Annotated in this window: 18 protein-coding genes and 1 pseudogene; 11 read left to right on the forward strand and 8 right to left on the reverse strand. The window is 70.9% G+C overall.

All coding sequences use genetic code 11. The features are described 5' to 3' along the window. Positions 1–470 precede the first annotated feature (470 nt). Positions 471–764: a 4a-hydroxytetrahydrobiopterin dehydratase gene (locus DVR05_RS17450; protein WP_116247071.1), complete on the forward strand. Its 294-nt coding sequence runs from the start codon at positions 471–473 to the stop codon at positions 762–764. A gap of 120 nt (positions 765–884) precedes the next feature. Here DVR05_RS17450 and DVR05_RS17455 read toward each other — a convergent pair whose 3' ends face one another. Further along, a complete protein-coding gene (locus tag DVR05_RS17455) occupies positions 885–1,349 on the reverse strand; it encodes a hypothetical protein (protein WP_116246947.1) in 465 nt (154 codons plus the stop codon). Between the two features lie 132 nt (positions 1,350–1,481). Between DVR05_RS17455 and DVR05_RS27950 the strand changes: the two are divergent. Both DVR05_RS27950 and DVR05_RS27955 read left to right on the forward strand, forming a co-directional pair. Then, positions 1,482–1,676, forward strand: a pseudogene (locus tag DVR05_RS27950) (transposase family protein); the annotation flags it as partial. Between the two features lie 145 nt (positions 1,677–1,821). Next, a complete protein-coding gene (locus DVR05_RS27955; protein WP_369974553.1) occupies positions 1,822–1,980 on the forward strand; it encodes a hypothetical protein in 159 nt (52 codons plus the stop codon). A 64-nt stretch (positions 1,981–2,044) separates the two neighbouring features. Here DVR05_RS27955 and DVR05_RS17465 read toward each other — a convergent pair whose 3' ends face one another. Next, the gene (locus tag DVR05_RS17465; RefSeq protein ID WP_116246948.1) at positions 2,045–3,661 is read right to left on the reverse strand and encodes an AMP-binding protein; all 1,617 of its coding nucleotides are present in this window, start codon (positions 3,659–3,661) and stop codon (positions 2,045–2,047) included. A gap of 120 nt (positions 3,662–3,781) precedes the next feature. Between DVR05_RS17465 and DVR05_RS17470 the strand changes: the two genes are divergently transcribed. The 6 genes from DVR05_RS17470 (at position 3,782) to DVR05_RS17495 (ending at position 12,166) form a co-directional block, all read left to right on the forward strand. Continuing rightward, positions 3,782–4,786, forward strand: a complete 1,005-nt coding sequence (locus DVR05_RS17470) for an acyltransferase domain-containing protein (RefSeq protein WP_116247072.1) — start codon at positions 3,782–3,784, stop codon at positions 4,784–4,786. Positions 4,787–5,892: 1,106 nt separating this feature from the next. Then, entirely contained in the window at positions 5,893–8,244 is a 2,352-nt protein-coding gene (locus DVR05_RS17475) for a phosphoketolase (protein ID WP_116246949.1), read from the forward strand. Next, positions 8,244–9,314, forward strand: a complete 1,071-nt coding sequence (locus DVR05_RS17480; protein WP_116247073.1) for an acetate/propionate family kinase — start codon at positions 8,244–8,246, stop codon at positions 9,312–9,314. Before DVR05_RS17475 ends, DVR05_RS17480 begins: the two co-directional genes overlap by 1 nt. Before the next feature lie 239 nt (positions 9,315–9,553). Next, a complete protein-coding gene (locus tag DVR05_RS17485) occupies positions 9,554–10,549 on the forward strand; it encodes a tyrosine-type recombinase/integrase (protein WP_116247075.1) in 996 nt (331 codons plus the stop codon). After that, positions 10,530–11,390, forward strand: a complete 861-nt coding sequence (locus DVR05_RS17490) for an exodeoxyribonuclease III (protein WP_232832192.1) — start codon at positions 10,530–10,532, stop codon at positions 11,388–11,390. Before DVR05_RS17485 ends, DVR05_RS17490 begins: the two co-directional genes overlap by 20 nt. 11 nt (positions 11,391–11,401) lie before the next feature. Next, positions 11,402–12,166: an alpha/beta fold hydrolase gene (locus DVR05_RS17495; protein ID WP_116246950.1), complete on the forward strand. Its 765-nt coding sequence runs from the start codon at positions 11,402–11,404 to the stop codon at positions 12,164–12,166. A gap of 93 nt (positions 12,167–12,259) precedes the next feature. Here DVR05_RS17495 and DVR05_RS17500 read toward each other — a convergent pair whose 3' ends face one another. After that, positions 12,260–13,030 (reverse strand): class I SAM-dependent methyltransferase, encoded by a 771-nt coding sequence (locus DVR05_RS17500; protein WP_116246951.1) that lies wholly within the window; start codon positions 13,028–13,030, stop codon positions 12,260–12,262. Positions 13,031–13,510: 480 nt separating this feature from the next. Here DVR05_RS17500 and DVR05_RS17505 point away from each other — a divergent pair, with 480 nt between their 5' ends. After that, positions 13,511–14,962, forward strand: coding sequence for an amino acid permease (locus tag DVR05_RS17505; protein WP_116246952.1), 1,452 nt, complete (start codon positions 13,511–13,513; stop codon positions 14,960–14,962). Between the two features lie 66 nt (positions 14,963–15,028). Here DVR05_RS17505 and DVR05_RS17510 read toward each other — a convergent pair whose 3' ends face one another. Beyond that, a complete protein-coding gene (locus DVR05_RS17510; RefSeq protein ID WP_116246953.1) occupies positions 15,029–15,430 on the reverse strand; it encodes an ankyrin repeat domain-containing protein in 402 nt (133 codons plus the stop codon). Between the two features lie 141 nt (positions 15,431–15,571). On the opposite strand from DVR05_RS17510, the gene DVR05_RS17515 reads away from it, so the two are divergent. Beyond that, a complete protein-coding gene (locus tag DVR05_RS17515; protein WP_116246954.1) occupies positions 15,572–16,117 on the forward strand; it encodes a hypothetical protein in 546 nt (181 codons plus the stop codon). A 64-nt stretch (positions 16,118–16,181) separates the two neighbouring features. Here the strand turns inward: DVR05_RS17515 and DVR05_RS17520 are convergent, their stop codons facing one another. From DVR05_RS17520 to DVR05_RS17535, 4 genes are all read right to left on the reverse strand, one after another. Further along, positions 16,182–17,660, reverse strand: coding sequence for a hypothetical protein (locus tag DVR05_RS17520; protein ID WP_116246955.1), 1,479 nt, complete (start codon positions 17,658–17,660; stop codon positions 16,182–16,184). Between the two features lie 147 nt (positions 17,661–17,807). Beyond that, entirely contained in the window at positions 17,808–19,037 is a 1,230-nt protein-coding gene (locus DVR05_RS17525) for a tyrosine-type recombinase/integrase (protein ID WP_116246956.1), read from the reverse strand. Positions 19,038–19,103: 66 nt separating this feature from the next. Continuing rightward, positions 19,104–19,598, reverse strand: coding sequence for a hypothetical protein (locus tag DVR05_RS17530; protein ID WP_116246957.1), 495 nt, complete (start codon positions 19,596–19,598; stop codon positions 19,104–19,106). A 158-nt stretch (positions 19,599–19,756) separates the two neighbouring features. Further along, a complete protein-coding gene (locus tag DVR05_RS17535; protein WP_116246958.1) occupies positions 19,757–20,080 on the reverse strand; it encodes a hypothetical protein in 324 nt (107 codons plus the stop codon). Positions 20,081–20,113: the final 33 nt, after the last annotated feature.

Genomic DNA, 20,113 nt, shown 5'->3' on the forward strand with positions numbered 1-20,113 from the left:
TGCGCTTCCAGGGGGAGGGGAGCGTGCACGGGGGACCCGCGGGCCGCGGGGGAGGGCCGGAGTTCCCCCGAGTGAACCGTTTCGAGGGGGATCGCGCAAGGGTCGACGGCCACCCGTTACGGTCGGGAGACCAAAGAGCGCTGCTCACCCCGGGGGATCGCCGGAACTGGTCCACTCATAGAAATCTACGATGTAAAGGTGGCGGTGTGATTCCATCACCACAAAAAACAAAGACAATCGCGCGGCTCCGCCGCACCGACCACCACAAAGTTCACCCCACCCGGAGAGGGAGGCGTGAGACCCGCCGACCACCGGGGTACGGTTCCCCTGCGCCGATGGAACCGACACGGCGCGGCACCCTTCGGTCACCGATTGGCACCGACACTGGCACCACCGAGGCGGGACAGGTGGACGCCACCACGCGGCGGCGTCGCATCCACCGAACCCGTCACGACGGGGGAGAGGACACCATGAAGCTCACCGACGAACAGATCCGTGAGGGTCTCGACCGACTCACCGACTGGGAGTGGGACCCCGACGCCCCGAACATCCACCGCACCGTCCGCCTGCACGACTTCGTCGCTGCCATGGCCTTCGTCAACGAGATCGCCCAAGCCGCCGAACAGGCCGGACACCACCCCGACATCGACATCCGCTACAACAGGGTTCACCTGTCCCTGTGCACCCACGCCGTCGGAGCCCTCACCGAGAACGACATGGCACTGGCCGCGCGCATCGACGAACTCGTCCCGTCCCACCCCTGACACGTGGAGGGTGCCCCTGGTGTTCTCGGGGCGGGGGTGTCGACACCCCCGCCCCGGTCCAAAAGCGCCTTCCGTGCGTTCGCCGGAGGCTGCGTCAGGGTCCCCGGCGGCGGTCCGAGGTCAGCCTCCGTCGTTCATGAGCATGCGGGCGCGCGGCAGGGTCGTGTCGCAGATGGGGTTCGGAACCCCGTCCGTGGTGCAGACGGCGACCGTGCTCCGCCTCCCGTCCGTGTTGTCCTTGGCAGGAACGGTCGCGGTACCCGCCCCGACCCAGAAGTCACCCCTGTCGGTCGTGATCTCCCACGTCCCGTTCATCGTCTTCATCAGTTGGGCCCGGGCGACCCATCCCGTCTCACCGCTCCGGATCGGGTAGGTGACGCTGTCCGACACCGCGGTCTCCTCACCCCACTGGCGGTCGTAGTGCACTTCGATGCCCACGGTGACCGACGCCTGGACGGGTGAGGCCTCACCCGTGCCGACCGTCGTGGACAGCGACAGGGAGCCACCGACGGTGTTGGTGTAGCTCGTGGTGTGCGTCCACGAGAATTCGTGGGACGTCTCCTGTGAGGTTCCGTTCTGCCACACCTGACTGAGCCCTTTTCATCCTGAAGCTGCTGGTCACAGCCTCGTACCGACCGCGCGGAACCACCCCTGACAGCAAGAAGCCCCTGGTAGGTGGGTTAACGACCAAGAAAACCTGCCACACCAAGGGCTCTGATGCTGTTGTACCGTGCCGCTCTGCCGTTGTCACGCCGGACCCCGAACCTGGCTGCCCGCACCATCCGCGCCCACCGCGAGAACACCCGCTCCCGGTGGCGGCGCCTGGACCCGGCTCAGCAGGCCCTGCTCGTGTTGGTCCACCTGTACAAGGGCGAGCCGTTCGCCCAGGTCGCGGCCGGTTTCGGGGTGGGTACCACGACCGCCTGGCGCTACGTACGCGAGACCACGCGCCTACTCGCCGAGCAGGCACCCACGCTCGAACAGGGGCTACGCCGTGCACGGCGTCACGGGTGGGCCTACGTGATCATCGACGCCCGCTCTGATCGCCTGCGACCGCGTGGCGGCCGACCGCCCCTTCTACTCGGGCAAGCACAAGCAGCACGGCATGAACATCCAGGTCGTCGCGGCCCCGGGCGGCGAACCCCTGTGGACCTCATGGTCGCTGACCGAATCCGTGGTCCGACCGCGGACCTCCGGGCGGGGGTATCGGCACTGATGTCGAGCGTGATTGCCGTGGCCGAATATCCGGTTGGCTACGTACTTTCTGTTCGGCCCGCGGCTCAGCGCAACCGCGCCCGCCGCATCTTGCCCGAGGCCGTACGCGGCAGCTCCGGAACGAAGTCCACCACCCGCGGCGCGGCGTGCGTCGCGTACCGGCTCCGCACCCACTCCTTGAGCTCCTCGGCCAGCTCGTCGGTGCCCTCGTGGTCCGGGGCCAGAACCACCCGGGCCCCGATCACCTGCCCGGCCAACTCGTCGGGGATCGAGTACACCCCGCACTCCTCCACGGCCGCGTGCTCGTTGAGCACCGCCTCCACCTCGGTGGGGCCGATCCGGTACCCGTGCGACTGGATCGCTCCGTCGTCCCGGGTGGAGAAGAACAGCCACCCCTTCCGGTCCATGATCCCGGTGTCACCCGTCAGGTAGTAGGCCCGGTCCGGTGTGAACCGCACCTGCGAGGCGCCCTCGTTGTCCAGGTAGCCCTCGAACCAGGCCAGCGGGCTGCCCGCCAGGTCGATGGCCACCCGCCCGTAGGCGCCCACCGGAGCCGGCTCGTCGGAGATCGCCTCCAGCACCCGCACGTCCCATCCCGGCAGGGCGGGACCGATCGCGCCCGGCACGATCTCCGCCACGTCCTCACCCGTGTCACCGTTGGGCACGCCCACACACCATCCGAGCTCCGTCTGTCCGTAGTGGTCGCGTACCGGCACCCCGAACACGTCGTTCACCCACTCGATGACGTCGGGGGCCAGCGGCTCCCCGGCGCTCGACAGGCGCTGCACCATGACCTCCGGGGGTAGCGTCTTGGTCGCCGCGCGCAGCGTCCGGTAGGTGGTGGGGTCGGCGGCCAGGTTGGTGACCCCGAACAGTCCCAGGACGTCGAGGGTGAGCTCGGGGTCGAAGAACCCGGCGCGCAGGGCGAGGGAGTTGTGTCCGGCCAGCAGCGGCGAGATCACCCCGTGGTAGAGGCCGTAGGCGGTGCCGGGGTCGGCGGTGTTCCAGTACACGTCCTCGTCGTCCACCCCCAGCCCGTAGTGGTGGTGGGCGTGCATGGCCGACAGGGCCCGTACGGGTACGGGCACCCCCCGGGGCGGTCCGACGGGGCCGGAGACGAACAGCAGCGCCAGGTCGCCGGCGCCGCCGACGGCGACCTGCGGCGCCGGGGCGGTGGCGCGGTCGACGAGCGAGGTGAGGGTGTGGTCGCCCTGGCGCAGGGGCCGGTCCCCGGTGGTGGCCACGCCCCAGCGGGGGGCGGTGGTGTCGGGGAGGGGGTCGAGTTTGGTGCGGTACTGGTCGTCGCACACGACCAGGCGCGCCTGGGAGTGGGTGAGGCGTTCGGCGATCGCGGAGGGGGCGAAGGAGGGCAGGAGGGGGACCAGGACGGCTCCGAGGCGCCAGGTGGCCAGGGCGGTGACGGTCAGGTCGATGCCCTTGGGAATGAGGGTGGCGATCCGGTCCCCGCGGGTGAGGCCGAGGTCGGCGAGTCCCGCGGCCAGGGCGCGGGAGCGTTCGGCGAGTTCGCCGTAGGTGAGGGTGGTGGCTTCGAGGGTGGGGCCGATCTCGGTGGTGGCCACGGCGTCGGGGTGGTGGCGGTCGCAGAGCAGGTGGGCCACGGAGGTGGTGGGTGTGTCGTAGGTGGCGATCCAGTCCTGTATGCGGTGCGCCGGGTCGGGCATCGGTTGTCGTCCTCGTTTTCGGTGTTTTTGTCGTGGTCGGGGATGTACGTCAACACTATGCCCCACTGTGAGGCTGGCCTCACTCGACCGTCGGATGCGGTCTCGGACATGATGGTGCGCATGGATAGCGCGGCTGTGGTGGAGCGGTTCGGTCTGGGCGCGGAGGAGCGGGCGTGGTTGGCGGAGGCCGAACGGCTTCCTGAGCCGGGGCGGGCGTTGGAGGTGCCGAAGGACCCGGTGGAGGTGCTGGAGCTGTTCGCGTTGGCGGACGCGGACCGGGACGAGGTGGCCTCGTTGTGGCCCGACGGTTCCTGGCCCGCGGAGTTGTGGCACCTGGTGGAGTGCATGTACCGGCGGTTGTGCGCGGACGCGGAGTTGCCGCTGGGGGAGTGGCGGGACTGGCCGACCCTGGTGGGGGCGGAGGATCCGCGGGTGCGGGTGGCGGCACTGTGGGCGTTCGCGGCGTGGGTGCCGGAGCACTTCGAGCGGGGCGCGGCGAGGGGGATCGACCGGGCGGTGACGGCGCGGACGCTGGCGGACGTGGGTGTGCAGATGGCGCGGTCGCGGCGGATGTTCGGTTGGTTGAGTCTGGAGACGGCGGCGTGGGTGGCGTCGCAGCTTCGGGGTCGGTTGTTCTGGGTGGGTGGTTTGCAGGTGGAGCCCGCGTTGTTGGGGGATCAGGGCGCGGTGGAGTGGTATCCGGCGGGGGAGGCGGCCGTGTTGGGGCCGGGGATGGGTGTGGGGGATCCGGCGCTGCGGTTGCACATTCCCACGGGTGGGTTGGATCCGGTGGCGGTGGACGAGACCTTGGCGGTGGCGCGGGAGTTCGCTCGGGCGCATCTGGGGATGGATCCGGCGGTGGCCACGTGTACGTCGTGGTTGTTGGATCCGGCGTGGGCCGAGGTGCTGGGGGAGGGGTCCAACATCGTGCGGTTTCAGCGGCGGTTCTCGTTGGTGGGTCGGGGGGTTCCGGGGGAGGCGGACGTGTTCCGGTTCGTGTTCGGGATGCCTGAGGTGGATGTGTCGGCGGCTCCGCGGGGGACGCGGTTGGAGCGTGCGGTGGTGGAGAGGTTGGAGTCGGGGGGCGCGTGGTGGGTGCGTACGGGGTGGGTGCCGTTGGTGTGAGTGCGGGGGCAGGGGGTTCGTTCCGGGGGGACGGGCCCCTTCGTCGTGTGCGGTGGGGTGGGTTGGATCGCCATGAGGGCTCGGGGGTCGTCGCCGATGTCGGCGGGGCGCCCGGGTGTGTGCGTGCCGCCCCCTTGGGGGTTGGTGTCGGGGGCGGCTGGGGGTGGGGTGTCGGGTCGTTGAATTCGGTGGGGTGAGGGGCCGCTCATGTTTTACTTGACATAATGTGCATTATCGGCGTTGTTGGGATCCCTTGTGGGGTAGGGGTTGTGGGGTGTGTCGTCGGTGGGTGCGGGGCGTTCGGGATGAGGGGCTGGAGGGTGGCGTGCTCGCGTGGGTGGGGTCACCGGCGAGGGCGGGGTGGTCTTCGGGTGTCGGCGTCGGTCTGGGGTTCGTCGGTACGTGCGTGTGCGGTGGAGGTTGGCGGTGTTGGTATGGGCTCGCCGAGGGTGTTGACGGTCTGACGGCGGTGTCCGCGGTGTGGGATGCGGTGTCCGTTCGGGGCCGGTGTCGCGACGGCCTTCGCGCGTCGGTGTCGGGGTGGCCGGTGGGTCGCTGGCGGGTGGTGTCCCCCGGTGGGGTCGGGTGCGGGGTGTTCCGCCTCCTGTCGCGGGGGCTCCCCTTCCGCTCCATGTTTGATGCATAAATGATGTTATGCAGCTTTTTGTGACTCTTTGTAGCTGTGTGCGTGTTTCGTGGTGGTTGGTTGTGTGGGGTTCGCCGCGGCCCCGGGGGTCTTCCGGGGGCGGCGGGGTCGTCCTGGCCCTGGCCGTCCGGGGCGCTGGGGGCGCCTCTCCCCCGCCCCGTGGTGATCGGCCCCCTCTCCCCCGGCGTGCCGGTCCGCCGGCCTCGACCGTGCGCGGTGGTTGGCCGCGCACCCCTCCCCCGTCGAAACGTCCTTTGCTTCGCCGTTCCTTGTCGTGAACGCGAATTGTCATTGAAAAGTCACTCGGGGTGTTTGTCTGGTCGGTCTCCCCCGCTCCGGCACGTCGTCTGGAGCGTGGGGCGGGGCTGCGGCTACGGTGGCCACGGACCCGACTCCCTCCCGCCACCCGGGCCGCCTCCCCCCGCCGAAGCGACGGACGACACCCGCGGGAGGACCGCGCATGGCCATCGATGACGACGAACTCGCCCGTGTGGACGCCTACTGGCGCGCCGCGAACTATCTGTCGGTCGGCCAGATCTACCTGCTCGACAACCCGCTCCTGCGCCAGGATCTGCGCCCCGAGCACGTCAAACCCCGTCTGTTGGGGCACTGGGGCACCACCCCCGGTCTCAACTTCTGCTACGCCCACCTGAACCGGGTGATCACCGCGCGCGACGTGAACATGATGTACGTGCTGGGTCCCGGGCACGGCGGACCGGCGGCGCTGGCCAACGCGTGGTTGGAAGGCACCTACAGCGAGGTGTACCGGCACGTGACCCGGGACGAGGAGGGGATGCGGCGGTTGTTCCGCCAGTTCTCCTTCCCCGGTGGTGTGCCCAGCCACGTGGCTCCCGAGACGCCGGGGTCGATCCACGAGGGTGGTGAGCTGGGATATTCGCTGGCGCACGCGCACGGCGCGGCCTTCGACAACCCCGACCTGGTGGTGGCGTGTGTGGTGGGCGACGGGGAGGCCGAGACCGGCCCGTTGGCGGCCGGTTGGCGCGCCACCTCGTTCCTGGACCCGGTGCGCGATGGCGCGGTGCTGCCGATCCTGCACCTGAACGGGTACAAGATCGCCAATCCGACGGTGTTGGCGCGGGTGTCCGAGGCGGAGCTGGTCGCCTTCCTGGAGGGGTTGGGTTACCGGCCGATGCTGGTGAGCGGTGAGGAGCCGGAGGAGATGCACCGGCGGATGGCCCGGGTGTTGGACGAGGCGATGGACGTGATCGCCGACATCCAGCGCACGGTGCGGTCCGGCGGCGGTGTGCCCGGGCGTCCGGTGTGGCCGGTGGTGGTGTTGCGCTCTCCCAAGGGGTGGACGGGGCCCCGGGAGGTCGACGGGGTTCCGGTGGAGGGGACATGGCGTTCCCATCAGGTGCCGTTGGCCCGGGTGCGTCAGGACGGTGAGCATCTGCGGTTGTTGGAGCGGTGGATGCGGTCGTATCGGCCCGAGGAGTTGTTCGACGACGCGGGGGCGCCGGTGGAGGCGGTGCGGTCGGTGGCGCCGTCGGGTGGGCGGCGGATGAGCGCCAATCCGCACGCCAACGGCGGGGTGTTGCTGCGGGACCTGGTGCTGCCGGATTTTCGTGACTACGCGGTCGACGCCGGTGGGCATGGTGTGCGGGTGAGCGAGGCCACTCGGGTGCTGGGTGGCTATCTGCGTGACGTGGTGCGGGCCAATCCGGACACGTTCCGGTTGATGGGGCCGGACGAGACCGTCTCGAACCGGTTGTCGGCGGTGTTCGAGGCGTCGGATCGGGTGTGGGAGGAGGAGGTGTTGGACACCGACGAGCATCTGGGTCGGCACGGGCGGGTGTTGGAGGTGCTCAGTGAGCATCTGTGCCAGGGGTGGTTGGAGGGGTATCTGCTGACCGGTCGGCACGGGTTGTTCAACTGCTACGAGGCGTTCGTGCACATCGTGGACTCGATGTTCAACCAGCACGCCAAGTGGTTGAAGGTGGCGCGGGAGTTGCCGTGGCGTCGGTCGATCGCGTCGCTGAACTATCTGTTGACGTCGCATGTGTGGCGGCAGGACCACAACGGGTTCACCCATCAGGATCCGGGGTTCTTGGACGTGGTGTTGAACAAGCCGGCGCCGTTGGTGCGGGTGTACCTGCCGCCGGACGCCAACACGCTGTTGTGGGTGGTCGACCGCTGTCTGCGGTCGCGGGACCGGGTGAACGTGGTGGTGGCGGGTAAGCAGCCCGAGCCGGTGTACCTGTCGATGGAGGAGGCGGTCGCGCACTGCGCGCGGGGTGTGGGGATCTGGGAGTGGGCCAGTACCGAGGGGGGTGCGGACCCGGATGTGGTGTTGGCGTGTGCGGGGGACGTGCCGACGTTGGAGACGCTGGCGGCGGTGGATCTGTTGCGGGAGTCGTTTCCCGATCTGCGGGTGCGGGTGGTGAACGTGGTGGATCTGATGCGGTTGATGCCTGAGTACGTGTATTCGCATGGGTTGTCGGACGCTGAGTACGAGGCGTTGTTCACCACCGACCGGCCGGTGATCTTCGCGTTCCACGGCTATCCGTGGCTGGTGCACCGGTTGACCTACCGCAGGCGGGGTCACGAGAACCTGCATGTGCGCGGGTACCGGGAGGAGGGCACCACGACCACGCCGTTCGACATGGTGATGCTCAACGACCTGGACCGGTACCACCTGGTGATCGACGTGATCGACCGGGTTCCGGGGTTGGCGGGGCGCGCGGCGCACGTGCGGCAGCGGATGGTGGACGCGCGGTCGCGGGATCGGGCCCACACGCGCGAGTTCGGGGAGGATCCGGCGCGGATCCGGGATTGGACGTGGCCGTACTGATGCGGGTGTTGGCGGTCAACGCGGGGTCGAGCAGTCTGAAGCTGAGTGTGGTGGAGGGTGCGGCGCCGGTGGCGGAGGTGTCGGTTCCGGCTGATCGTGGTGTGTGGGAGCGGGCCGCGGTGGAGGAGGCGTTGGCCGGGCTGCCCGAGGTCGGGGCGGTGGGGCACCGGGTGGTGCACGGGGGGCGGGAGTTCGTGGCGCCGGTGCGGTTGGAGGCCGGTGTGGTGGAGCGGTTGCGGGCCTTGGCGGGGTTGGCGCCGTTGCACCAGCCCGCGTCGTTGGCGGGGATCGAGGTGGTGGGTCGGGCGCTGCCCGGGGTCGCGGCGGTGGCGTGTTTCGACACGGCCTTCCACGCGGATCTGCCCGAGGAGGCGGCGCGGTACGCGGTGCCGGAGCGGTGGTGGCGGGAGTGGGGGGTGCGCCGGTACGGGTTCCACGGGTTGTCGCACGCCTATGCGTCGCGGCGGGCGGTGGAGTGGACCGGTGGTGAGCGGGTGGTGGTGGCGCATCTGGGGTCGGGGGCGTCGTTGTCGGCGGTGCTGCGGGGGCGGTGTGTGGACACCACGATGGGGTTCACGCCGTTGGAGGGGCTGGTGATGGCGACGCGGTCGGGGACGGTGGATCCGGGGTTGGTGGTGTGGTTGCAGGAGTGGGCGGGGTTGTCGGCGGGGCAGGTGCGTGAGGCGTTGGAGGAGCGGTCGGGGTTGGTGGGGTTGGCTGGGACGGCGGATATGCGTGAGGTGGTGGAGCGGCGGGACGCGGCGGCGGTGTTGGCGTTGGGGGTGTACGTGCATCGGTTGCGCGCGGGGGTGGCGGCGATGGCGGCGGCGATGGGTGGGGTGGACACGCTGGTGTTCACCGGTGGTGTGGGTGAGAACGCGGCGGTGGTGCGTGGGGAGGCCGCGCGGGGGTTGGGTTTTTTGGGGGTGGAGGTGGATCCGGTGGTGAACGCGGGTGTGCGGGGTGAGGGTGAGGTGGGTGTGCCGGGGGCGTCGGTGCGGTCGTTGGTGGTGCGTGCTCGGGAGGATGTGGAGATCGCGCGGGGTGTGCGTGGGGTGCTCGGTGGTTGAGGGGTGGTCTGACCCGTCGTCGGTTCGGGGTGTGGGTGGGGTGTCGGCGGGGCCGTAGGCGGGTGCTCGGGCGTGGGTCGTGGGGAGCCTCGTGCGGTGTTCGGGGGTCGGTGTGGCGGGGCGGTGGCCGGTGGGCCGCCGCCCCGCGGTGTGTGGGTGGCTCCCCTCCCCCGGTGTGGGTGGTGGGTTCGGGTGGGTTGGGGTGTGGGGGTGGGGCGGAGTCGGGGATGCTGTTGTGCATGAGCGGTGAACTGGCGGGTCTGGGGGCCCTGGAGGCGGTGGAGCGGTACCTGGTGGCGCGGGGGGCGGCCAAGCCGTCTCCGCACACGGTGGCGGCCTACCGGCGTGATCTGCGCGGGGTGCTGGGGTGTGTGGCGCGTACGTGTGGGTGTGATGTGGGTGAGGTGGCGTTGGCGGGGTTGGAGGCGGGGGTGTTGCGGGCGGGGTTCGCGGAGTTCGCGGCGGAGCGGGCGGCCTCCAGTGTGGTGCGGGCGTGGTCGACGTGGAACGGGTTCTTCGATTTCTGGGTGGCGGAGGGGGTGGTGGCGGGCAATCCGATGTCGGCGGTGCCGCGGCCGCGGGTGCGGCCCTCGGGGCCCAAGCCGTTGATGGGTGAGGACACCCCGGAGCGGTTGTTGGAGGCGTTGGCGCGGGGGGCGCGTCGGGCGCGGGATCCGTGGCCGGAGCGGGATCTGGCGGTGTTGGCGTTGGCGTTGCTGACGGGGATGCGGTCGGCGGAGATGTTGGCGCTTCGGGTGGAGTCGGTGGGTGGTCGTGCGGGTGAGCGGCGGATCCGGGTGGTGGGCAAGGGGGGTGGTGAGCGGGTGCTGCCGATCGAGGCGCCGTTGGAGGCGTTGTTGGAGGCGTATCTGGCGTCGCGGCGGGAGCGGTTCGGTGCGGTGCGGGGGGCGGATCCGTTGTTGGTGGACAACCGGGGGCGGGGACTGCGTCGGGGTGGGTTGCAGTACCTGGTGCGGCAGTGTTACCGGCACGCGGGGGTGCATGACCGGGTGGCGCGGGGGACGTTGGTGCACGCGCTCAGGCACACGTTCGCGACGCGGTTGGCCGAGGACGGGGCGTCGGTGAGCGAGATCATGCATCTGTTGGGACATGCGTCGGTGGCGTCGTCGCAGGCCTACATCGAGGTGACGGCGCGGGCGCAGCGGGAGGCGGCGGGATCGAACCGGACCTATGGGGTGGTGCGCAGGTTGGTGGGTGAGCGCGGGCAGGGGTGAGTGCGGGGGTGGTTACTCTGTGCCTGTGAAGAACGGTTTCGAGGTGTCCACGGTCAATGTCAACGGTCTGCGTGCCGCGGCGAGGAAGGATCCGGGGTTCCTGGGGTGGTTGTCGGCCACCGGTGCGGACGTGGTGTGTCTTCAGGAGACGCGGGCGGAGAGGGATCAGTTGGCGGCGGAGGTGGTCGCGCCCCCGGGGTGGCATGTGGTGTTGGCTCCGGCGGCGGCGAAGGGCCGTGCGGGGGTGGCGGTGTATTCGCGGGTGGAGCCGGAGGGGACCCGGGTGGGTTTCGGTGCGGCGGAGTTCGAGGACTCGGGTCGGTATGTGGAGGTGGATCTGGGTCCGGTGACGGTGGCGAGTCTGTACCTGCCGTCGGGGGATGTGGGCACGCCTCGGCAGGAGGAGAAGGAGCGGTTCATGGAGGCGTTCCTGCCCTATCTGGTCAAGCGGCGGGAGGAGGTGGAGTCCCGGGGGCGTGAGCTGCTGGTGTGCGGTGACTGGAACATCGCGCATCGGGAGGCGGACCTGAGGAACTGGCGGGCCAACCGGAGGAGTTCGGGGTTCCTGCCGCATGAGCGGGCGTGGATGTCGCGGGTGTTCGACGAGGCGGGGTATGTGGACGTCATGCGGTCGTTGATGCCGGATCGGGAGGGGCCGTACTCGTGGTGGACGTATCGGGGGCGGGCCTTCGACAACGACGCGGGGTGGCGGATCGACTATCAGGTGGCGACGCCGGGGTTGGCGGCGCGGGCGGAGTGGGCGCGTGTGGAGCGGGCGGCTGAGCACGCGCAGCGGTGGTCGGACCACGCGCCGGTGACGGTGCGGTACCGGACGCGATAGGAGGAGGGGTTATGGGTGCGCCGATCGTGCTGGTGCATGGGTTGCGGTTGTCGGGGAGTATGTGGCGTCCGCAGGTGGAGTGGTTGCGTGAGCGTGGGCGGACGGTGGTGGCGCCTGATCTGCCGGGGCACGGGTCGCGGCGGGGTGAGGTGTTCTCGTTGGGGTCGGCTGTGGACACGGTGTTGTCCGCGGTCGACGGGGTGGGTGGTCGTGCCCTGTTGGTGGGGTTGAGTCTGGGGGGGTTCGTGTCGATCGCGGCGGCGGGGGCGGCGCCGGGTCGGGTGGCGGGGTTGGTGGCGGCCAGTTGTACGGCCAAGCCCGCTCAGTCGTTGGCGCAGGTGTATCGGATTCCGGCGTTGTTGATGGATCGGTTGCCGGATCGGGGTGCGGCGGTCAATGAGCGGTTCCACCGGTTGACGTTGCGTGATGGTGCGGCGGATGCGGCGTTGGACGGTGGTCTGGCGGTGGAGGCGGCCACGGCGGTGATCGATGAGATCTCGGAGATGGACGCGTTGGCGGCGTTGGGGGCGTATCCGGGGCCGGTGTGGTTGATCAACGGGTCGCGTGATCATTTCCGGATCCATGAGAAGAAGTTCTTCGATGTGTGTGTGGATGGCCGGTTGGTGAATGTGCCGCGTGCGGGGCACATGGTGAGTTTGGATCAGCCGGAGAATTTTTCACGGATCGTGGCTGATGCGGCCGATGTGGTGTGGGTGCGTGAGCGTGGTCTGTCGGATGGGGGGTCGTCGGGCCAGGTGGAGGCGGGTGGGTCCTAGCGGGTCGGGGCGGGTCCCAGGACGGGTTGCCGGGGTGGTGCGGGTGCGCGCCGCCCCGGTTTTGGTCGTGGTGGGTGGTCGTGGGGGCTCTGTCTAGGGTCGGGTCCGGTGCGGCTGTTGTGTGGTGTGGTCGTCGTGCGGGGGTGTGGTGGGTCGGGGTTGGGCGGGGCGGCGGAAGTAGATCATCGGGTTGCGGTGGCCGGTGCGCACGGGTGTGTGCAGGCCGAGTTCCTTCTTCAGGTCCTGGATGGCCTGGTGGGTGTGGGGTGCGCGGGCGGCGGAGGCGGTGAAGAAGGGGGTGGTGTTGTTGGTGAGCCATTTGAGGACGACGGCGCCTTCGGTGAAGGGCAGGGCGTGGCGTTGGTGGAAGACGTCGTGGACGCTGACGGGGGTGTGGGGGGCGAGGGTGGGCAGGAGGTGGTCGGTGTACCAGCGGGCGAAGCGGCCGTTGTGGGCGGCGTCGATGAACAGGTAGTCGATGTGTGGGGGCAGGTGGTCGGTGCGGGTGCGTACGTCGCCCTTGGTGAAGGTCCATCGGCCGTTGGCCAGGTGGTCGGGGACGTGGCGGGGCGCGTGGTCGACGATGTCGAAGGAGTGCAGGTGTCCGGTGCCGTTGTCGCGCAGGGCGGACAGGATCCAGGTGGTGGACCAGCCGTAGTAGGTGCCGATCTCCACGACGTGGTCGGGGGTGGTCTGGCGTAGGAGGAGGTAGGTGATCTCGGCTTCGATGTCGTCGAGTTGGGGGGTGATGGTGGCCTCGGTGAGGTGGTCGCGTTGTTGGTCGCGTACGCGTGCCAGGTCGTCGCGGTGGGTGCGGTAGAGGTCGCTGATGTGGTCGAGGTCGATGGCGGGCGCGGTCGGCATGGGGCGGTCCCGTGGTCGTGTGTGGGCGGTTGGTGGCTGCCGACCGTAACAGTGTGGTGGGGCGCCGTCACGGGGTTTGTTGGTTTGCGGTGGTGTGGGTGTGTCGTTGTGGCTGAGGGGTTTTGTCGGGTGTGGTGATGGCGGTGCGGGTGGGGTCGTGGGTGCCGGGTCCGGTCGGGGGTCGGTGCGGGTGGGGCGTCTGTCCGTGGTGGTGAGTGGGGTGTTTCTCAGTGGTGGTGGGGATGGGGTGGGGGTGGTGGTGTGTTGCAGGTGTGGTGCCGTTCCGGGGCTGGGGCGGCGAGTCGTCACCGGTGCATGACTCACGTCACATTGTGCGGGTTCGGTGGTGTTTACCGGGTCCGGTGGAAAATGTGATGAACCTTTCGTCCTATGGTGGGGCAAGTGACACGTAGTTCGACGCCGCCACAAGCGGCACACACGACCAAGTCGGGGCTGGCACACTCGCTGCGCCGACGGCACATGGCACTGATCGCGATCGGCGGTTCCGTGGGCGCGGGACTGTTCATCGGGTCGGGGGCGGTCATCCACACCGCCGGTCCGGCCGCGGTGTTCTCCTACGCCCTGGCCGGGGCGCTGGTCTTCCTCACCCTGCGGGCGTTGGGCGAGATGGTGGTGTCCGTCCCCGCGGGCGGATCCTTCTCCGACTACGCCCGGTTGGCCTTCGGGCCGCGCGCCGGGTTCACCATCGGTTGGATCTACTGGTGGCTGTACGCGGTGCTGGTGGCCGCCGAGTCGGTGGCCGGGGCCTCGATCCTGGGCCAGTGGGTGGAGTTGCCCCAGTGGCTGCTGGCTCTGCTGGTGTTGCTGTCGATGACGGCGGCCAACCTGATCTCGGTGCGGGTCTTCGCTGAGACCGAGTCGTTCTTCTCCCTGGTCAAGGTCGGCACGATCGTGGCGTTCCTGCTGATCGGCGGATTGTGGGCGCTGGGGCTGTGGAGCGGCTCGCAGGGCTCGCACGTGGCCAACCTGTGGGAGCACGGCGGGTTCGCCCCCCATGGGTGGATCGCGGTGCTGGCCGCGACCGTGGTGGTGCTCTTCGCCTTCGGTGGCGTGGAGATCATCACCATCGCCGCCGGTGAGAGCGACGAGCCCGAGCGGGGGGTGGCCTCGGCCATCACCAACGTGCTCTGGCGCATCGGCCTGTTCTACCTGGCCTCCATCCTGGTGGTGGTGATGGTGGTGCCCTGGAACACCACCGACCTGGAGCGCAGCCCCTTCGTGGTGGTGATGGAGACCGTGGGGGTGCCCGGCGCCGCCCTGATCATGGAGATCGTGGTGCTGGTGGCGGTGCTGAGCGTGCTCAACGCCGCGATGTACACCACCTCGCGGATGCTGTTCGCGCTCTCGCGCCAGGGTGACGCCCCCCGGGTGCTGAGCCGGACCACCAGGCGGGGGGTGCCCGCGCGCGCGATCGTGCTGGGCACCGTGGTGGGGTACGCGGCCGTGGTGGCCGAGTTCTGGCTGCCGGGCCGGGTGTTCGGGTTCCTGGTCGCCTCGATCGGCGCGATCCTGCTGGTGTTGTTCGTGACCATCTGCGCCTCGCAGCTGGTCGTGGGCTCGCGTGTGCGGCGGCGCGCCCCCCAGCGGTTGACGTTGCGCATGTGGGGGTTCCCGTACCTGACGTGGGTGGTGTTGGCCGGGTTGGTCGCGATCGGGGTGGCGATGGCGGCCTTGCCCGACCAGCGTCAGGCGTTGCTCGCCAGCCTGGGGTCGGTGGCGGTGGCCGCGGTGGTCTTCGAGATCCGCAAGCGGTGGGGGTCGGTCCCGGTCAGCGAGACGGTGCTCGGTGTGGAGGGTCGCACCAGCCCCGAGGAGTTGGCGCGGGTGGCCGGCTCGGCCCGCGTGGCCGAGCGTGCGGCCGCCACCGGTGAGGTGGGGGGAGCCGACGAGCGCGAGCCCGACCCCGTCTGACCCCTGTCCTGTCGCTGTGTTCGTCGTGGCGTCGTCCCCTCGCCCGGGGGCGGCGCCGCCGGTGTGTCAGGGGGTGTCGAACAGGGCGATCAGGTCGTGCTGGTCGAACATCCGGGCGGTCTGGCGGGCGGTGGGGGTGCCGGTGTCGGGGTCGGCGCCGCGGGCGGCCAGCAGGCGGACCACGTCGGTCTCGCCCCTGAACACGGCTCCGGCCAGGGGGGACTGGCCGCGGTCGTTGAGGCGGTCGGGGTCGGCGCCCCGGTCCAGCAGCAGGGTGACGGTGTCGGTGTGGCCGTGGTAGGCGGCCAGCATGAGCAGGGTGTCGCCCTTGTCGTTGGTGAGGTTGACGGGGATTCCGGCGTCCAGGAAGGTGGTCAGCTCCCGGGTGTCGCCCCGGCGGGCGTGGTCGAAGACGCGGCTGGCCAGCGCGACGATCTCGGGGTCGGGTGGGTGGTGTGCGTGGTTCATCTCTGTCCAGCCTAGTCGTCGTGGGTCGTCGGGGCCGGGTGGGCGCACCCGTGGTGTCGGGGTGAGGGCGGTGGGTGGTGTGCGTGCTGTTGTGGGGTTTTGTCGCTAGTGTGCTCCCACACCCCCGAGAGGAGCATTCCCGTGCGACATCTTGTCGGCTTCCTGTCCGGTCTGGTTCTGGGCCCGGTGTTGGTCCTGTCGTGCGGGTGGGTGTGGTCCCACCTGCGCGGCCTGCACTCCTCGGGGGCGGACGTGCTGTCCGGTTCGGGGCCGGTGGCGTTGGCGGTCCTGGTGGCCGTGGGGCTGGTGGTGGCGATGATCGCCGTGTCGCCGCGGTTGACGCCTGTGCTGCCGTTGGGGGTGGCGGTGGTGTTGGGCTCTCTGAGCGCCGTGGCGCTGGTGCGTGAGCGGTGGCTGGAGCGGGTGCCGGATCTGCCCGGGCTCGACGGTGCGCTGGTGCTGTTGCCGCTGGGCGTGTTCGTTCCCCTGGTGGTGGTGTTGACCGGGCCGGTGCTGGTGGGCGGGCGGTGGCGGGGCGTGGACGATGACGCCGTCACGCCCGAGGAGTACTTCGAGGGCCTCTACGACGACGATGACGATGAGGGCGAGGAGGGGGCCGGGCGCGCGAACACCGGTGTGTTCTCCTCCCCCACCGGTCGGCACGCGATGAGCCGTCGGGGTGGTTGAGGGGCGGTGGGCGCCGTCGCCGGGGTTGTCCGGGCAGCCGATCTCGGTTGTGTCGGCCGGGTGCCTAGCGCCAGCTCGGTCCCCAGGAGGAGCTGCGTGAGACCCCCGGCGGCAGCGGGGGCAGCATCGCCGCTCCGGGGGGTCGGCCCGGGTCGGTGGCGTCCTCGGCGCGGGTGTCCTGGTCCGTGTCGGGGGTGATGATCGGGATCAGGGTGGTCTGGGCGACGGCGTCCTCGGGTTCCGCGGTCTCCTCGCGGTCCGGGGACTGCGGGGCGGGGTCGGCGGCCGGGGTTTGTGTCGGCTCCGGGTCCTGCGCGGTGGTGGGTTCGGGTTCGGCGGCCTGGAGCGGCTCCGGTGCCGTGGCGGGGGCCTGGTCGGCGTCCTGGGCCCGGGGTGTGAGGCCGGGGGCGGGCTCGGAGGCGAACTCGTCCTCGGCGGCGGTGAGCACCACGGGTTCGGGGATGGGGGTGGGGTCCTCGTCGTGGGTGGGCAGGGCGGGTTCGGCCGGGGCGATGCGCTTCCACCAGTCGCGGGCTTCCGCGGCGGTCAGTTCGGACTCCACCTCCAGCCAGCCGCGGACGTGGGGGTGGCGGCGTCCGGCGTTCCAGGAACGCGGGTAGGGCTGTTCGTCCAGGACCAGGACGCGTTCGCCGTCCAGGGTGGGGATCTCGGCGGGTACGCCCTCGTTCCACACCCAGGTGCCGTCGTGGGCGACCAGGTTCCACCAGCCGCGGACGGTCTGGGCCTGGGGGTCGGCCTGGCCGCCGAGGTAGGGGGTGACCCAGCGCGGGTCGGGGCGTTCCCCGGCCAGGCCGTGGTGGTCGGGGCCGATGAGGGCGTCGGCGAGCAGGGTGTGGAGTTGGAAGTTGTCGCCGATGCCGTCGAACAGGACGCGGAAGCCACGGCCGGAGTGGCGGTCCATGACCAGGGCGGAGGTGGCCTCGGCCATGCGCAGGAGGGCGTGGATGTCGTCGAACTCGACCAGGTGGGCGCTGAGCTGGTTGGCGATGGCGACGAGTTCGGCGTGCAGGGCGGCGTCGCCGCGGACGTGGGCGCGCACGCTGGTGTGTCCGAGCATGGTGCGGGCGGCCAGGCCGTGGCGGCGGATGGTCCACCAGCACATGGTGGCGCCGGGGGCGTCGGTGCCCAGTTCGGCGGCGACGCGGGTCTCGTCGGCGGCGGTGACGGCTTCGGGGTCGGGGGGTGTGTCCTGGCCGGTGCGTGCCCAGGCGCGGGTGAAGACGATGGCGCCGCGGCCCATGATGCGCATGCGGTGCAGGACCTCGACGCCGGTGGGGCCGGGGTCGGTGCCCATCTCGACGAGGGCTCCGGCGACCACGGCCAGGTCGGCGATGATGCCGGGGGCGGCGTGGCCGCCCGACAGCAGGGGCGCCAGGGCTTCCAGGGCGAGTTCGCGTTCGGCGACGGGTACCTGGGAGGCCAGCACGTACACCTTGTGGACGGCTGGTGGGAAGTGTTGGGCGTCGGTGGCGACGGAGGCGTCGATCAGTTCCTGGAATGCGGCGCGAAACTCGTCGACCATGAGACCGTCCCCTTTCTCACGCAACCAACCTAATGTCTGGTCAGTGATGGATCGAACGTCAACGGGTGCTTTCGGGCGGTATTTAAAGGTTTGTTGACGATTTGAGATGTGGTGGCACCCGGGGTGCCCGTGCGGTGACGGGGCCGGTCACAGTCCCAGGCTGGTCACGGCGTTGTCCTCCAGGGGGTTGGCCGTGCGGATGTAGTCGTGCACGGTGCGCGGGTTGGTCCAGCGGCCCTGGCGCATGATCTCGCGGTCGGTGGCCCCGCCGAGCGCGGCCTGGGTGGCGAACCCGGCGCGCAGGGAGTGCCCGCCGAAGTCGTCGGGGTCGAGCCCGGCACGCTGGGCGTAGCGTTTGACGAGCTCGCCCACGGCGCGCCCGGACATGGCCCGCTCCCCCACCCGCCCGTAACGGGTGACGGTGGGCAGCAGGGGCCGTCCGGTGCCGTCGGCCAGGGGGTTGTGGGTCAGGCCCTGGCAGCGGTGGACGGTGGGCGCCACGGGGGTGGAGACCGTCTCCAGGTGGGCGCGTACGGCCCCGTCGCCGCCCTGGTGGTGGACCTCGAGCAGGTCGCACCAGTCGGCGAAGGCGCACACCGGGCAGGTGGTGCGGTGGCGTCCGCGCGGCAGGGCCACGGTCTGGCCGTGGCGGCCCTCCTGGTCGGTCTTGGTGGCGGCCAGGGTGATGACCAGGGCGGCGGCGCCGCTGGCGGCGTCGGTGCGCACGGCCACGTCGTCCAGGGTCAGGGCGGCCAGTTCGGCGCGGCGCAGCGCCCCGGCGAACCCGGTGAGCAGCAGGACGGCGTCGCGTCTGCGGGCGACGCCGCCGGGGTGGCCGTCGGCGGGGCGCACCGCCAGCAGGGCGTCCAGGGTGGACAGGACGATGGGGTCCTTGCGGCGGGGGCGGGCCCGGCGGGTGCGGCGGATGCCGCGCAGGGTCATGCGCACGACGTCGGCGCGGGTGGGTGAGTCCAGGCCGTGGGCGCCGTGGACGGCGGCGATGGCGGCGGCGCGCCGTTCCAGGGTGGAGGGGGCCAGCGCCCAGGCGGTGCCGTCGGAGGTGCGGGCCTGGGCGCAGGCGGCCAGGTAGACGGCCACGTCGACGGGGTCGGCGGGCAGGGACTGGCGTTCCTCGGCCAGGCACCAGGCGGTGAAGGCGGTCCAGTCGGAGCGGTAGGCGCGCAGGGTGTTGGGGGATTGGGCGTGGGCCAGGTAGCGGCCCAGGGCCTGGGCCTGTTCGGCGTCGAAGCGGGTGCGGACGCGTTCCAGGGCGCGGGTGTCGACCAGGACGCTGTGGGTGGTGCGCTGGAGGCGGTCGCGTACGGGCGCGGGCAGGGCGCCGGGGTCGTCGTGGGAGGCGGGGTCGGGTGTGTTCACGGTGTTCCATGATGGCCCACGGGTGGGTGTGGGCGCGGTAGCCGTCGTGGTGGGTCGCGGGGGCGGTCAGCTGGTGAAGTGGGTGACCAGGGCCCGCCACAGGTCGGCCGGGGGCATGATCACCAGGAGGGGGACGGCGGAGACGACCAGTGCGGCGGTGAAGCCGATCGCGGCGATCCTGCGGCGCAGGAACAACGCGGCCACGGCGGAGGCGGCCGGGACGACCAGTGCCATGACCAGGACCCACACCAGGCCGTTGCCGACGTCGGTGACCACCTGGGCCGGTGGTCCGCCGGTGGTGGGGTCGGGGCCCGCCAGGGCGGCCTCCTGGGCGTCCGTGACGACGAGGACGAGGTTGAGCAGGGCCAGCGGGGTGCCCAGGAGCCAGAGCAGGGTGAGCACGACCCACAGTGCGGTGACGCGGCGGTCGGGTGGGTCGTCCATGACCAGGGGGGTGCGGCTGACGGTGCGTTCGCGCGGGGTGGGGCCCGGGGCGGTGGCGGACGTGCTCCGGGGTGCGGCGCGGTGGGGTTTGCGGCGTCTGCGCTTCTTGGATGACACGGGTGGGTCCTCGGTCGGTGGCGGGCGTCGCCTCTGTCCGGGCGGGGTGACGGGTCGGGGTGCTGTCGTGCGGTCCGGCTCACCTGGAGGGGCCGTCGCCGGGGCGCCGGGGAGGCGTCCTCCCCGAGGGCTGCGGCGCGGGGCCCGGACCGCACGCTCTACCCGTCCCAACCGGCCAGGTGGATGGCGGTGACGAACACCAGGGGCCAGGCCAGCAGGGCCAGTGACCACAGGGCGGCGCGGCGGTCTCCGGCGACGGTGGCCACGGCGGCGGCGAGGAAGGGCAGGCCGACGGCGGCGCCGAAGGCGAGGGTGAACCATTCGGCGGCCGAGCCGTCGTGGGCGAAGGCGCGCACTCCCATGAGGTATCCGGCGGGGCCGAGTATCAGGCTGGCCAGGGCCAGGACGGCCAGGACGACGCGGATGCCGGTGGGGTGGCGGGTGTTGCGGCCACCGGTGGGGGCGGAAGGTCGGTCAGACACGGGGGCCGTGGTGCCTTTCGAAAGCGTGTGGCG

This window comes from Nocardiopsis sp. FIRDI 009 (assembly GCF_003386285.1).
In the GTDB taxonomy this organism is placed as follows: domain Bacteria; phylum Actinomycetota; class Actinomycetes; order Streptosporangiales; family Streptosporangiaceae; genus Nocardiopsis.

Bases quoted from the DNA above. Each gene is read 5' to 3' on its own strand.
- DVR05_RS17450 (WP_116247071.1), top strand. From the start codon at position 471: ATGAAGCTCACCGACGAACAGATCCGTGAGGGTCTCGACCGACTCACC.
- DVR05_RS17465 (WP_116246948.1), bottom strand. From the start codon at position 3,661: ATGCCCGACCCGGCGCACCGCATACAGGACTGGATCGCCACCTACGAC.
- DVR05_RS17470 (WP_116247072.1), top strand. From the start codon at position 3,782: ATGGATAGCGCGGCTGTGGTGGAGCGGTTCGGTCTGGGCGCGGAGGAG.
- DVR05_RS17475 (WP_116246949.1), top strand. From the start codon at position 5,893: ATGGCCATCGATGACGACGAACTCGCCCGTGTGGACGCCTACTGGCGC.
- DVR05_RS17480 (WP_116247073.1), top strand. From the start codon at position 8,244: ATGCGGGTGTTGGCGGTCAACGCGGGGTCGAGCAGTCTGAAGCTGAGT.
- DVR05_RS17485 (WP_116247075.1), top strand. From the start codon at position 9,554: ATGAGCGGTGAACTGGCGGGTCTGGGGGCCCTGGAGGCGGTGGAGCGG.
- DVR05_RS17495 (WP_116246950.1), top strand. From the start codon at position 11,402: ATGGGTGCGCCGATCGTGCTGGTGCATGGGTTGCGGTTGTCGGGGAGT.
- DVR05_RS17500 (WP_116246951.1), bottom strand. From the start codon at position 13,030: ATGCCGACCGCGCCCGCCATCGACCTCGACCACATCAGCGACCTCTAC.
- DVR05_RS17505 (WP_116246952.1), top strand. From the start codon at position 13,511: ATGGCACTGATCGCGATCGGCGGTTCCGTGGGCGCGGGACTGTTCATC.
- DVR05_RS17510 (WP_116246953.1), bottom strand. From the start codon at position 15,430: ATGAACCACGCACACCACCCACCCGACCCCGAGATCGTCGCGCTGGCC.
- DVR05_RS17520 (WP_116246955.1), bottom strand. From the start codon at position 17,660: ATGGTCGACGAGTTTCGCGCCGCATTCCAGGAACTGATCGACGCCTCC.